This is a genomic window from Streptomyces sp. NPDC057438, from assembly GCF_042802995.1.
Classification (GTDB): domain Bacteria; phylum Actinomycetota; class Actinomycetes; order Streptomycetales; family Streptomycetaceae; genus Streptomyces.
In genome coordinates this window covers 1-13,424 of the sequence record NZ_JBHVDD010000142.1, presented here as the reverse complement: position 1 = coordinate 13,424, position 13,424 = coordinate 1, and the positions used below count along the sequence as shown (strand labels likewise).

The window sequence follows — 13,424 nt, the reverse complement described above, 5'->3', positions numbered from 1 at the left end:
GTGGTGCGGGACCACGGGGCGGCCGCCTGCTGCCGTACGCGAGGGCGTCAGGCCACTTCGTCACCGAGGGGACGGGGGTTGGGAGCGATGTGCCGGTTGCGCGGCCGCCCCGGCGGGTGCAGGAAGACCGCCACGCACCCGGCGAACAGCGAGATGGAGCCGGCGAGCACGAAGGCGCCCGCGTAGTCCCAGGCGCCCACGACCACGGCGCCCATACCGGAGCCGAGCAGACCCGACACCAGCTTGGAGCTGTAGACCAGACCGTAGTTGGAGGCGTTGTTGTTCTCGCCGAAGTAGTCCGCGGTCATCGCCGCGAACATCGGGAAGATGGCGCCGCCGCCGAACCCGGAGATGCTGGAGAACACCAGGAACAGCGGCAGGTTGCCGATGTTGCCGGACCACAGGATGCCGTACTGGGACAGGCCCAGCACGATGCAGACGAAGATCAGGCACTGCTTGCGGCCGTAGCGGTCGGAGAGCCAGCCGATGACACCGCGGCCGGTACCGTTGACGATCGCCTTCAAGGACATGGCGGTGGCCACGATCCCGCCCGCGAAACCCGCCTCGTTGCCGAACGGCACCTGGAAGGCGATGCCGAAGATGTTCACACCCGAGGTGCACAGCAGACAGAACCACATCAACGCGACCCGGCCCGTCCGCCAGGCCTCGCCCGGCGTGTACTGCTTCACGGCCGGCGGGTTCTTCTCCAGCGCGCGCCGCGCACGCGGGTCGTCCGGCTTGCGCAGCGGGTCGACCTCGGCCGGCCACCAGTTCTTCGGCGGGTCCTGGAAGAAGTGACCCGCCACGGCGACGACCGCCGCGAGGAACACGCCGACACCGACGAGCACCCACCGGAAGTTCGTGAGGTCCATGAACCCGGTGAAGATGAACACGAACGGCACCGAACCGTAGGCGAAGCCGCCGTTCACGAAGCCGGTCTTGCCGCCCTTGCGCTCCGGGTACCACTTGCCGACCATGTTCACGCAGGTCGCGTAGACCATGCCGGCGCCCATGCCGCTGAACATGCCGAAGCCGATGTACGCGACGACGACGTGGGGTGCGAACGCCAGGGACAGGTAGCCGAGCAGGGTGCCGACGGCGCCCAGCATCATCGCCCAGCGGGCGGGCAGTCTGCCGCTCTCCCGGAGTTTGCCGGCCGGGAAGGCCACCGCGGCCTGGAAGAACACCCAGACGCCCAGCATCCAGAAGATGTGCTGGTTGCTCCAGCTGTGCGCGGTGTGCAGGGTCTCCTCGGCGGACGCGAACGCGTACTCCGCCGAGCTGATGCCCATCATGCCCACCCACGGCAGGATGACCATCCACTTGCGTTTGCGCCCCATGATGTCCAGGTCGGTCTCGCCGATCCGGTACATCCTGCCGTTGGCGTCCGTCACCTCCCGGTAGGGGACGGGTGTGGAGATGTCAGTTGTTGCCATGTCGTTCGAACCCTCCGCGTGGAAGAAGTCTGGCCAGCGCCCCCTGTCCGTGCTTCTCTGCGCCGGGGCCCGCGGTGAGCGGTCGCCGCGGGCCCCGTGGTTCGGGCCGTCGCTCAGGTCATCGCCACCGCCTCCCGACAGCCGTGCCGCCCGGGCCCGTCACAGCAGCCCCGCGGCACGCGCCCACCGGTACTTGGCGCCGAGGACCGCCACCGGCCGCTCGGTCGTGTACGGGTACGCCACGACCCCGCGCTCGAAGAGGTACTGGCACGCCTCCTCCACCTCGACGTCACCCGCGAGCGACGCGACGACCGGCTTCTCGATGCCCCGCTCGCGGAACTCGGCCACCACGCGTGCGGTGAGTTCGGCGAACACCATGGGCGGGGTGACGATGGTGTGCCAGTAGCCGAGGACGAGCGCGTGGATGCGCGGGTCCTCCAGGCCCAGCCTGATCGTCGCCTCGTACGTCGACGGGGGCTCGCCGCCGGTGATGTCGACCGGGTTGCCCGCGGCCCCGAACGGCGGGATGAACGCACGGAAGGACGCGTCCAGGTCCGGCGGGATCTCCATCAGGGACAGCCCGTTGTCGGTGACCGCGTCCGACAGCAGGACGCCGCTGCCGCCGGCACCCGTGATGATCACGACGTTGTCGCCCTGCGGAGCCGGCAGCACCGGCAACGCGCGCGCGTACTCCAGCATCTCGTTCAGCCCCGGCGCCCTGATGACCCCGGCCTGCCGCAGGATGTCCTCGTACACGGCGTCGTCGCCCGCCAGCGCGCCCGTGTGCGAGCCCGCCGCCTTCGCCCCGGCCGCCGTACGGCCCGCCTTGAGGACCACGACCGGCTTCTTCGGGACGGTCGCCCGCGCGGCCTCCACGAACGCCCGCCCGTCCTTCAGGTCCTCCAGGTGCATCGCGATGCACTCGGTGCGCGGGTCCTCGCCGAACCAGGTCAGCAGGTCGTCCTCGTCGAGGTCCGACTTGTTGCCGAGCCCGACGATCGCCGACACACCCGTCTTCGTGGTGCGCGCGAAGCCCAGGATGGCCATCCCGATCCCGCCGGACTGCGAGGTCAGCGCCACTCCGCCCTTGACGTCGTACGGCGTGCAGAACGTGGCACAGAGGTCCTGCCACGTCGAGTAGTAACCGTAGATGTTCGGCCCGAGCAGCCGGATGCCGTGCCGCTCGGCGATCGCCACGATCTCGTCCTGGAGTGCGTGCTCGCCGGTCTCCGCGAAACCCGACGGGATCAGTACGGCGTTGGGGATGCCCTTGCGGCCCACCTCCTCCAGCGCCGTTGCCACGAACGTGGCGGGGATCGCGAAGACCGCCACATCCACCTCACCGGGAACGTCCGTGACACTCTTGTACGCCTTGCGGCCCAGAATGTCATCGGCCTTGGGGTTCACCGGATGGATCTCCCCGGCGAATCCGCCGTCGATGAGATTGCGCATCACCGAGTTGCCGATCTTGCCCTGCTCGTTGGAGGCCCCGATCACGGCCACCGACGAGGGCTGCATCAGCCGGCGCATCGACGTGAGGATCTCCTCGCGCGCGTACCTGCGCCGCGGCTTCGGCACCGATTCCGCGAGGATGACCCGGATGTCCGCCGCGACCGCGCCCTGCGGGGTCGCGATCACCGGGTTGAGGTCCACCTCGGCGATCTCCGGGAAGTCCGCGACGAGTTCGGAGACCCGGCGGATCTGCTCCGCGACCGCCCAGCGGTCCACGGCGGGCGCCCCGCGCACCCCGTGCAGGATCTCCGCCGCGCGGATCGAGTCCAGCATCGACAGCGCCTCGTCCGCGTCGACCGGCGCGAGCCGGAACGTCACGTCCTTGAGGACCTCCACCAGCACCCCGCCGAGCCCGAACGCGACGACCTTCCCGAACGTCGGGTCCGTCACCGCGCCGACGATGACCTCCTGCCCCTTCGGCAGGAGCTCCTGGACCTGCACGCCCTCGATCCGGGCGTCGGCCGCGTAGGCGCGGGCGTTGTCCACGATGGTGTGGAACGCCGCCCGTACCTCGGCCGCGCCCTCCACCCCGACGATCACCCCGCCCGCGTCGGTCTTGTGCAGGATGTCCGGCGAGACGATCTTCATCACCACCGGTCCGGCGAAGCGCGCCGCGAACGACACCGCCTCGTCGACGTCCCGCGCCAGCTCCTCACCGGGGACGGCGATCCCGTACGCGTCGGCGACCACCTTGCCCTCGGGGGCGGTCAGCGCGCTCCGGCCCTCGGCCCGTACGGCGTCGAGGAGTCCGCGCACCCTCAGCATCCGGTCTTCGGCCATCAATCAGATCACTCCGTTCGACTTGAGCAGGCGCAGCTCCTCGTCGCCGAGCCCCAGCTCGCCGACGTAGACCTCTTCGTTGTGCTCGCCGAGCAGGGGTGAACTGGTCACGTCCACCGGGGAGTCGGACAGCTTCAGCGGGCTGCCGACGGTCACGAAGTCGCCGCGCTCGGGGTGCGCAACGGTGACGACCATCTCGTTGGAGACCAGGGACTCGTCCTCGATGATCTCCTTGGTGGACAGGATCGGCCCGCACGGGATGTTGCGGGCGTTCAGCCGCTCCAGCACCTCCCACTTGGGCAGCGTGGACGACCACTCCTCGATGAGCTGGAACATCTTGCCCAGCTTGGGCAGCCGGGCCTCCGGCGTCGCCCACTCGGGGTCGTCCGCCAGTTCGGGCCGGCCGATCAGCTCGCTCATCGGCTGCCAGCCGACGGGCTGCACGATGACGTACACGTAGTCGTTCGGGCCGCCCGGCGCGCATTTCACGGCCCAGCCGGGCTGGCCGCCGCCGGAGGCGTTCCCGGAGCGGGGAACCTCGTCGCCGAAGTCCTCGTTGGGATATTCACGCAACGGCCCGTGGGCCAGCCGCTGCTGGTCCCTCAGCTTCACCCGGCAGAGGTTGAGGACGGCGTGCTGCATGGCCACGTTGACCCGCTGCCCGCGCCCGGTGCTCTCCCGCTGGTACAGCGCGGCGAGGATCCCCGCCACGGCGTGGACGCCCGTGCCCGAGTCCCCGATCTGGGCCCCCGTCGCCAGCGGCGGCCCCTCCTCGAAACCGGTGGTCGCCATGGACCCGCCCATGGCCTGCGCGACCACCTCGTACGCCTTGAAGTTGGTGTACGGACCGTCGCCGAACCCCTTGATGGAGGCGTAGACGATCCGCGGGTTGATCTCCTGGATACGGTCCCAGGTGAAGCCCATGCGGTCGACCGCGCCGGGTCCGAAGTTCTCGACCATGACGTCGGAACGCCGGATCAGCTCGGTGAGGATCTCCTTGCCGCGCTCGGTCTTGGTGTTGAGGGTGATGCTGCGCTTGTTGCAGTTGAGCATGGTGAAGTAGAGGGAGTCGACGTCCGGGAGGTCGCGCAGCTGCTTGCGCGTGATGTCCCCGGTCGGTGCCTCCAGTTTCACCACGTCCGCGCCGAGCCAGGCGAGGAGTTGGGTGGCGGACGGTCCGGACTGGACGTGCGTCATGTCGAGGACGCGGATGCCTTCGAGAGCCTTGGCCGACGTTCCGGCGCCGGACGTTCCTGCGGTGGGGGTCATCGGGGGCACCTCACTTGTACATCGTCTGGTTCATGGTTCCGGGGGCGTACGCGTCCGGGTCGACCCAGACGTTGATCAGCGACGGCTTGCCCGACTCCCGGGCCCGGCGGAGCGCGGGGCCGATGTCGGCGGGGTCGCGGACCTCCTCGCCGTAACCGCCCAGCATCTGGGCGAACTTGTCGTAGTGGACGTCGCCGAGGGTGTTGCCGATCCGCTCGCGCTCCTCGCCGTACTTGGCCTTCTGGCCGTAACGGATCTGGTTCATGGAGGAGTTGTTGCCGACGATCCCGACGAAGGGGAGGTCGTAGCGGACGAGGGTCTCGAAGTCCCAGCCCGTGAGGGAGAAGGCGCCGTCGCCGAAGAGGGCCACCACCTCCTTGTCGGGCCGCGCCTTCTTGGCGGCGAGCACGAAGGGGACACCGACGCCGAGCGTGCCGAGGGGGCCCGGGTCCATCCAGTGCCCGGGCGACTTGGGCTGCACGACCTGGCCGGAGAAGGTGACGATGTCGCCGCCGTCGCCGATGTAGATCGAGTCCTCGGTGAGGAAGTCGTTGATCTCGCTGACCAGCCGGTAGGGGTGGATCGGCGAGGCGTCCGACTTCAGGCTGGGCAGCCGCTTCTCGATGGCGCTCTGCTCGGCGGCGCGCAGCTCGTCCAGCCACTCCTTGCGCCGCGACGCGCCCCCGTTGATGCGCCCGGAGGCCGCCTCGGTCACCGACTTCAGCACGAGGCCCGCGTCGCCGACGATCCCGAGGTCGATGTCGCGGTTCTTGCCGACGGTCCGGTAGTCGAGGTCGATCTGTACGACGGTCGCGTCCGGCGACAGCCGCTTGCCGTAGCCCATGCGGAAGTCGAACGGCGTACCGACGATGACGATGACGTCGGCGTTGGAGAAGGCGTACCGGCGGGAGAGCTGGAAGTGGTGCGGGTCGCCGGGCGGCAGGGTGCCCCGCCCCGCCCCGTTCATGTAGGCCGGGATGTTCAGCGTCCGCACCAGGTCGATCGCGGACTCGGTGCCCCGCGTGGTCCACACCTGGCTGCCCAGCAGGATCGCGGGCTTCTCCGCGTGCACCAGGAGGTCGGCGAGCTTCTCGATCGCCTCGGGGTCGCCGGCCGAGCGGGTCGAGGCCCGATAGGCGCCGGCCTTGGGTACGCGGGCCTTCTCGACGGGCACCTTGGCGTCGAGGACGTCACGCGGGATCTCCAGGAAGGAGGGCCCGGGGGCGCCGTGGTAGCACTCGCGGAACGCCATCGAGACCATGTCGGCGGCGCGGGCCGTGTCGGGCACGGTCGCGGCGAACTTGGTGATCGGCGTCATCATGTCGACGTGCGGCAGGTCCTGCAGGGACCCCATCTTGTGCTGGGTGTGCGCGCCCTGCCCGCCGATCAGCAGCATCGGGGACTCCGCGCGGAAGGCGTTGGCGACACCGGTGACGGCGTCGGTCGTGCCGGGGCCGGCGGTGACGACCGCGCAGCCGGGCTTGCCGGTGATCCGGGCGTAGCCGTCGGCGGCGTGGGCGGCGACCTGCTCGTGGCGGACGTCGACGACCTCGATGCCCTCGTCGACGCAGCCGTCGTAGATGTCGATGATGTGGCCGCCGCACAGGGTGTAGATGACCTCCACACCCTCCGCTTTGAGTGCCTTGGCGACGAGGTGACCACCGGAGATGAGTTCCTGGCTGTTGCCGTCGGGCATGGCGAAGTCCTGTCCCTTCGTAGGGGTTGGAGCGCTCTCGCGGTTGATTGCATACAGTCGACGAATACTGTATGAACCTTGTTATCCCGCATCCCGTGGATGGTGTCCAGGGGGCGTGCGGCACTTTTGAGTCAGGAGCCGGAATGGACCTTTTCGAGCACCAGGCAAGAGAACTCTTCGCACAGCACGGCATCGCGGTCCCGAGGGCCGAGGTCACCGACTCGCCCAAGGAGGCCCGCGAGATCGCCCGCAGGCTGGGCGGACGCGTCGTCGTCAAGGCACAGGTGAAGACCGGCGGGCGCGGCAAGGCGGGCGGAGTGAAGCTCGCCGCCGACCCCGCCGCCGCCGAGCTGACCGCACGGCAGATCCTCGGCATGGACATCAAGGGGCACACCGTCCGTACGGTGATGATCGCCGAACCCGTCGCCATCCAGAGCGAGTTCTACGTCTCCTACGTCCTCGACCGCGCGGCCGGCGGCTTCCTCGCGATCGCCTCGGCCGAGGGCGGCATGGACATCGAGGAGGTGGCGGCCACCAGGCCCGAGGCGGTGGCCCGGATCCCCGTCGACCCCGCCGAGGGCGTCACCTCCGCCAAGGCGTCCGAGATCGCCGAGACGGCGGGCCTGCCCCCGCAGACCGTCGACGTCCTCATGCGACTCTGGCAGGTGCTGACCCGCGAGGACGCGCTGCTCGTCGAGGTCAACCCGCTCGTCCGTACCGAACAGGGCCGCATCCTCGCCCTCGACGGCAAGGTCACCCTCGACGACAACGCGAGCTTCCGGCAGACCCGCCTGGGCGACGAGGACGTCGCGCACGACGACCCGCTGGAGGCCGCCGCGGCCGCCAAGGGGCTCAACTACGTGAAGCTGGACGGCGAGGTCGGTGTCATCGGCAACGGCGCCGGACTCGTCATGTCCACCCTCGACGTGGTGGCGGGCTGCGGCGCGCGCCCCGCGAACTTCCTCGACATCGGCGGCGGCGCCTCCGCCCGGGTCATGGCCGACGGTCTCTCCGTCATCCTCTCCGACCCGGCCGTGAAATCCGTCCTCGTCAACGTCTTCGGCGGGATCACCGCCTGTGACGCGGTCGCCGACGGCATCGTCCAGGCCCTGGACAGCGTCCGGTTGACCAAACCGCTGGTCGTCCGCCTCGACGGCAACAACGCCGTACGCGGCCGGGCGATCCTCGACGCCCGTGCCCACCCCCTGGTCCACCAGGCCACCACCATGGACGGTGCCGCGCGCCGCGCCGCCGACCTCGCCCACGCGAACTGAGGAGCCCGGACATGGCCATCTACCTCACCCAGGAGAGCAGGGTCCTCGTCCAGGGCATGACCGGCGGCGAGGGCATGAAGCACACCCGCCGCATGCTCGCGGCAGGCACGAACGTCGTCGGCGGCGTCAACCCCCGCAAGGCCGGCCGCACCGTCGACTTCGACGAGCGGGCCGTCCCCGTCTTCGGCTCGGTCGCCGAGGGCATCGAGGCCACCGGCGCCGACGTCACGGTCGTCTTCGTCCCGCCCGCCTTCGCGAAAGCGGCCGTCGCCGAGGCCGCCGACGCCGGCATCGGCCTCGCCGTCGTCATCACCGAGGGCATCCCCGTCCACGACTCCGTCGCCTTCACGGCGTACGCGCGGTCCCGGGGCACCCGGATCGTCGGCCCCAACTGCCCCGGCCTGATCACCCCCGGCCAGTCCAACGCCGGCATCATCCCCGCCGACATCACCAAGCCGGGGCGCGTCGGCCTGGTCTCCAAGTCCGGCACCCTCACCTACCAGCTCATGTACGAACTCCGCGACATCGGCTTCTCCACCTGCGTCGGCATCGGTGGCGACCCCGTCGTCGGCACCACCCACATCGACTGCCTGGCCGCCTTCCAGGCCGACCCCGACACCGAACTGATCGTCCTCATCGGCGAGATCGGCGGCGACGCCGAGGAACGCGCCGCCGCGTACATCCGCGACCACGTCACCAAACCGGTCGTCGGCTACATCGCCGGCTTCACCGCACCCGAGGGCAGGACGATGGGCCACGCCGGCGCGATCGTCTCCGGCTCCTCCGGCACCGCGCAGGCCAAGAAGGAGGCGCTGGAAGCGGTCGGGGTGCGGGTCGGCGGCACTCCCACGGAGACGGCCCGGCTGGTGCTCGCCGCCCTGGAGTCCGAGGGCTGACACCGCCGGCAACAACGTCACCGGCAACAGCCCCACCGGCAACAGCCCCACCGGCAACAGCCCCACCGGCAACAGTCCCACCGGCAACAGCCCCACCGACCACCGCGCAACCCGCCCCCGACTGTGCACCGAGAGCGGAGAACCCCATGGCACCACCCACCGCCACACCCACCCTCACCCTGAAGTCCGGCACGGCCTGGGCCGACGCCTGGCGGCGCTGTCTGGCCGTCGCCCCCGAAGCCTTCCGGGACGACCGCGTCCTCAACCACTGGGGCGCCGCCTGGCGGGCCGACGGCCGTGCCCTGGCCGCCACCAGCCCCGTCGACGGCAGCCCCGTCGCGGGCCCGCCCCGCCTGGACGGCACCACCGCCCACCAGGCGGTCAGAGCTTCCCTCGACCAGCACCGGGCCTGGCGCCACGTCCCCCTCGGTGAACGCCGCGCCCGGGTCGCCGCCACCCTCGACGCCCTCACCCAGCACCGGGAACTGCTCGCCCTGCTCCTCGTCTGGGAGATCGGCAAACCCTGGCGGCTCGCGCAGGCCGACGTGGACCGGGCGATCGACGGCGTCCGCTGGTACGTCGACGGCATCGAGCCCATGGTCGAAGGCCGCGTCCCCCTCGACGGCCCGGTCTCCAACATCGCCAGCTGGAACTACCCGATGAGCGTCCTCGTGCACGCGATGCTGGTCCAGGCGCTGGCGGGCAACGCGGTCATCGCCAAGACCCCCACCGACGGCGGCGTCGCCTGCCTCACCCTCGCCACCGCCCTCGCCGCCCGGGAGGGCGTCCCCGTCACCCTCGTCAGCGGCAGCGGACGTGAGCTGTCGCAGGCGCTGGTCCGGGCCCCCGAGATCGGCTGCGTCTCCTTCGTCGGCGGCCGCGACACCGGCGCCGCCGTGGCCACCGCAGTCACCGACCTGGGCAAACGCCACGTCCTGGAACAGGAGGGGCTGAACACCTGGGGCGTCTGGAACCACACCGACTGGGACGCCCTGACCGCCGTCGTCCCCAAACTCTTCGACTACGGCAAACAGCGCTGCACCGCCTACCCGCGCTTCGTCGTCCAGCGTGAACTGTTCGACGAGTTCCTCGCGGCCTACCTCCCGGCGGTCCGCACCCTCAGGGTCGGCCACCCGCTGGCCGTGGAACACCCCGACGACCCTTTTCCCCAGCTGGACCTCGGACCCGTCATCAACGCCGCCAAGGCCAAGGAACTGGCCGACCAGGTGGCCGAGGCCGTCGACCGGGGCGCCGTCCCGCTGCACCGGGGCAGGCTCTCCGACGCGCGCTTCCTGCCCGGCCAGGACACCGCCGCGTACGTCCAGCCCGTCACCCTCCTCGACCCGCCCGCGTCCTCCCCCCTCCACCACGCGGAACCCTTCGGTCCCGTCGACACGATCGTCCTGGTCGACACCGAGGCCGAACTGCTCGCCGCCATGAACGCCTCCAACGGCGCGCTCGTCGCCACCCTCTCCACCGACGACCGGGCCACGTACGAGCGGCTGGCACCCCAGATCCGTGCGTTCAAGGTCGGCCACGGCATCCCCCGCTCGCGCGGCGACCGCGACGAGCTGTTCGGCGGCTTCGGTGCGTCCTGGCGGGGTGCCTTCGTCGGCGGTGACCTGCTGGTCAGGGCCGTCACCCACGGTCCGGCGGGGGAGCGGCTGCCGGGGAACTTCCCCGAGTACCACCTCATGCCGTCCGCGGCCTGACCCGCCGGATCGTGACCGTCCGCACACCTGAAGTGAGGCCGTGCGGGTCTGCTCGCCGAGACCCGTACGGCCCCGTCCGGGCCCCCACGTGCGGGCGGATATCCAGGTGAAGGGCACTCCGAAACCTTGGTATTGTTGTCCCTGTCGCCGCAGGGAAAACCCCTGGCCAGGCGGCAGGCACCTGGTCCGGGTGGCGGAATGGCAGACGCGCTAGCTTGAGGTGCTAGTGCCCTTTATCGGGCGTGGGGGTTCAAGTCCCCCCTCGGACACTCGCTACGGCGACACACGTGAGAAGGGCCCCGACCGTCAGGTCGGGGCCCTTCGCGTGTCCATGGCCACTCTCCTCGCCACCGCATTGTCCCCGGCGGATCGCGCCGGACTCTTTCGTTTCTTCTCAACCTCCAGTCAAATGGCCTCACTTGAACCACACGCGTGCCATGCGTCGCGGAGGTCCCTGACCAGGACGCCGCTCTTCCGCGACCGGCCGCGTCACGGGAAGGACCCCCACAGGTGGCCGACGGACCCCGCGCGTGCAGCACGTCGGTGCCGTCCCACCGCTGCCTCGTGGCAGCCGAGCACGTCACAAGGAGACACACATGCCCAGCTCTCCCCTGAAGCGCCGCGCGTTCATCCTCCTGGGCGCCGCGGTCGCCGCGGCCGCCGGCACCCGGACATCGGTGGCCTCGCCCGCCGCGCCCCCCGGCACACCGATGCCGGTCCGGATCGTCGACGACAGGGCGACCCCCGCCACGCGCGCGCTGTTCGCGTACCTGAGGCGGCAGCGGGGCAGGGGCATTCTCTTCGGCCACCAGCACGACCTCACCTACGGCTTCACCTTCACCACACCCGACGGCAGGGCGTCCGACACCAGAGCGGCGGTGGGCGACCACCCCGCGGTCTTCGGCTGGGACACCCTCATTCTCGACGGCGACGAGCGCCCCGGTGCCAAGGACGGGACCGAGGCCGAGAACATCGCCGCGCTCAGCCGGTGCATCCGGCAGGGAGACGCGCGCGGCGGGATCAACACCCTCAGCGCCCACATGCCGAACTTCGTCACCGGCAAGGACTTCTACGACACCGCAGGCCGGGTCGTCGGCCAGATCCTCCCCGGAGGGGCGAGGCACGCACGCTTCAACCGCTTCCTCGACCGCGTGGCGAAGGCGGTCAAGGGCGCGCGGCGACCGGACGGCACGGCCATCCCGGTCATCTTCCGGCCCTTCCACGAGAACAACGGAGGCTGGTTCTGGTGGGGCGCAGGCCACACCACCTCGGGCGAGTTCATCGAGCTGTTCCGCTACACCGTGGAGTACCTGCGCGACACCAGGGGCGTCCACAACCTGCTCTACGCCTACTCGCCCAACGCGAGCCTCGGCGGCGACCCGGCCGGCTACCTGCGGACGTACCCGGGCGACCGGTTCGTCGACGTCCTCGGCTACGACTCCTACGACGAGGGCGCCGGACCGACCCCCTGGCTGGACGGTCTGGTGCGGGACCTGGCGATGGTGGTCCGGCTCGCGAACGAGCGGGGCAAGGTGCCGGCCTTCACCGAGTTCGGGGAGAGCGGTACCGAGATCCGCGACCCCCAGTGGTTCACCCGGCTGCTGCGGGCCGTCGAGGCGGACCCGCTGGCCCGTCAGGTGACGTACATGGCCACCTGGGCCAACTTCGGAGGCACCAAGCGCGCCTATGTGCCGTACCCGGGCCACGCCCTGCTGCCGGACTTCGTCCGTTTCCACCAGGATGCCTTCACTCTCTTCGCCGCCGATCTGCGCGGCGTGTTCACCGCTCGTACCACCGCTGTCAGGAACGGCCCGTCCCTCCATCTGGTGACCCCCACGGACCGGCAGCGTGTGACGGCCGCCAGGACCACCGTCCGGGTGCGGGTCACGCCCGCGCGGGCCGCCCGGGTCACCTACTCCGTGAACGGGGGACCCGCCCGACCCCTGCGCCCGGACGCCGACGGCTACCACTCGGGCGTCTGGCCGATCGACGCCGCCCTGCGGAGGAAGGGTTCGGCGACCCTCACCGTCCGCGCGCGGGTGGGCGGCGAGACGCTCACCGACTCCGCCGTCGTCCTCCTCGGGGAGGCCGCTCCCCTCCCCGCCGGCTGGATCGACGACTTCGAGGGGTACGCCGGCGACGATGTCGCCCTCGGCGAGGCGTACACCCACCTCAACACCCACACGCTCAGCCTGTCGCCCGAGCACAAGTCCTCCGGCTCCTACGGGCTGGCCTACGCGTACGACTTCACCGGCGCGGAGTTCACCGGCATCGGCAGGCCGGTCGTCGAGGACTGGTCCGCCTTCACCGCCCTGGCGCTGTGGCTGCGGGGCGACGGGTCGGAGAACGCCGGGGCGCTGGAGATCGTCGCCGACGGGGTCCCGTTCCAGTACCGCTTTCCCCTGGACGACACGAGCGGGCGGGAACTCAGGGCTCCCTTCGGCGAGTTCCGGCCGGCTCCCTGGGACACCGGCAACGCCGCCGCCGTGCTCGATGAGGCTCGTCTGGCGAAGGTGACGGCGTTCAACCTGTACCTCGGCCGGGCGAGCGAGACGGTCACCGAGGGGGTCGTGTACGTGGACGCTCTCCGGGCCGAATGACGCCGGATGACACGGCGCACGGAAAATGCGGTGACCCGGCCCCCTCACCGTCCCTAGACTCGCCCCACCAACAGACGAGAGAGGGGAGCCCGGCCGTGTGTGACCGCACCGCTGTCGTCGTTCCCCGTTCCCTGTACGAGGTGATCCTCGTGTCCTCGTCGGTCCGGTGCCCGCTGCGCGGCCGGTACCGGATGCCCGTGACGCACGTCTGACGTCGAACCCCTGTGCGCGCGGACGGAGCGACAGCTC

Annotated in this window: 8 protein-coding genes and 1 tRNA gene; 5 read left to right on the top strand and 4 right to left on the bottom strand. The window is 70.6% G+C overall.

What is annotated here, in order from left to right:
• Positions 1–47: 47 nt before the first annotated feature.
• The 4 genes from ACFU5F_RS40550 to ACFU5F_RS40535 all read right to left on the bottom strand — a co-directional run bounded on the left by ACFU5F_RS40550 (position 48) and on the right by ACFU5F_RS40535 (position 6,693).
• The gene (locus ACFU5F_RS40550) at positions 48–1,436 is read right to left on the bottom strand and encodes an OFA family MFS transporter (protein ID WP_383898469.1); all 1,389 of its coding nucleotides are present in this window, start codon (positions 1,434–1,436) and stop codon (positions 48–50) included.
• Positions 1,437–1,595: 159 nt separating this feature from the next.
• The gene (locus tag ACFU5F_RS40545) at positions 1,596–3,728 is read right to left on the bottom strand and encodes an acetate--CoA ligase family protein (RefSeq protein WP_383898467.1); all 2,133 of its coding nucleotides are present in this window, start codon (positions 3,726–3,728) and stop codon (positions 1,596–1,598) included.
• Positions 3,729–3,731: 3 nt separating this feature from the next.
• Entirely contained in the window at positions 3,732–4,997 is a 1,266-nt protein-coding gene (gene frc, locus ACFU5F_RS40540; RefSeq protein ID WP_383898466.1) for a formyl-CoA transferase, read from the bottom strand.
• Positions 4,998–5,007: 10 nt separating this feature from the next.
• On the bottom strand, positions 5,008–6,693 hold the full coding sequence (locus tag ACFU5F_RS40535; protein ID WP_383898464.1) for a thiamine pyrophosphate-binding protein: 1,686 nt from the start codon (positions 6,691–6,693) through the stop codon (positions 5,008–5,010).
• A 143-nt stretch (positions 6,694–6,836) separates the two neighbouring features.
• Here ACFU5F_RS40535 and sucC point away from each other — a divergent pair, with 143 nt between their 5' ends.
• The 5 genes from sucC to ACFU5F_RS40510 all read left to right on the top strand — a co-directional run bounded on the left by sucC (position 6,837) and on the right by ACFU5F_RS40510 (position 13,175).
• On the top strand, positions 6,837–7,967 hold the full coding sequence (gene sucC, locus ACFU5F_RS40530) for an ADP-forming succinate--CoA ligase subunit beta (RefSeq protein ID WP_383898462.1): 1,131 nt from the start codon (positions 6,837–6,839) through the stop codon (positions 7,965–7,967).
• Between the two features lie 11 nt (positions 7,968–7,978).
• Positions 7,979–8,863: a succinate--CoA ligase subunit alpha gene (sucD, locus tag ACFU5F_RS40525; RefSeq protein ID WP_383898460.1), complete on the top strand. Its 885-nt coding sequence runs from the start codon at positions 7,979–7,981 to the stop codon at positions 8,861–8,863.
• Positions 8,864–9,009: 146 nt separating this feature from the next.
• On the top strand, positions 9,010–10,575 hold the full coding sequence (locus ACFU5F_RS40520) for an aldehyde dehydrogenase family protein (protein ID WP_383898458.1): 1,566 nt from the start codon (positions 9,010–9,012) through the stop codon (positions 10,573–10,575).
• Between the two features lie 184 nt (positions 10,576–10,759).
• A tRNA-Leu gene (locus ACFU5F_RS40515) sits at positions 10,760–10,844 on the top strand.
• A 327-nt stretch (positions 10,845–11,171) separates the two neighbouring features.
• Complete coding sequence (locus ACFU5F_RS40510) at positions 11,172–13,175, top strand: glycosyl hydrolase (protein WP_383898456.1); 2,004 nt, start codon at positions 11,172–11,174, stop codon at positions 13,173–13,175.
• Positions 13,176–13,424 lie beyond the last annotated feature (249 nt).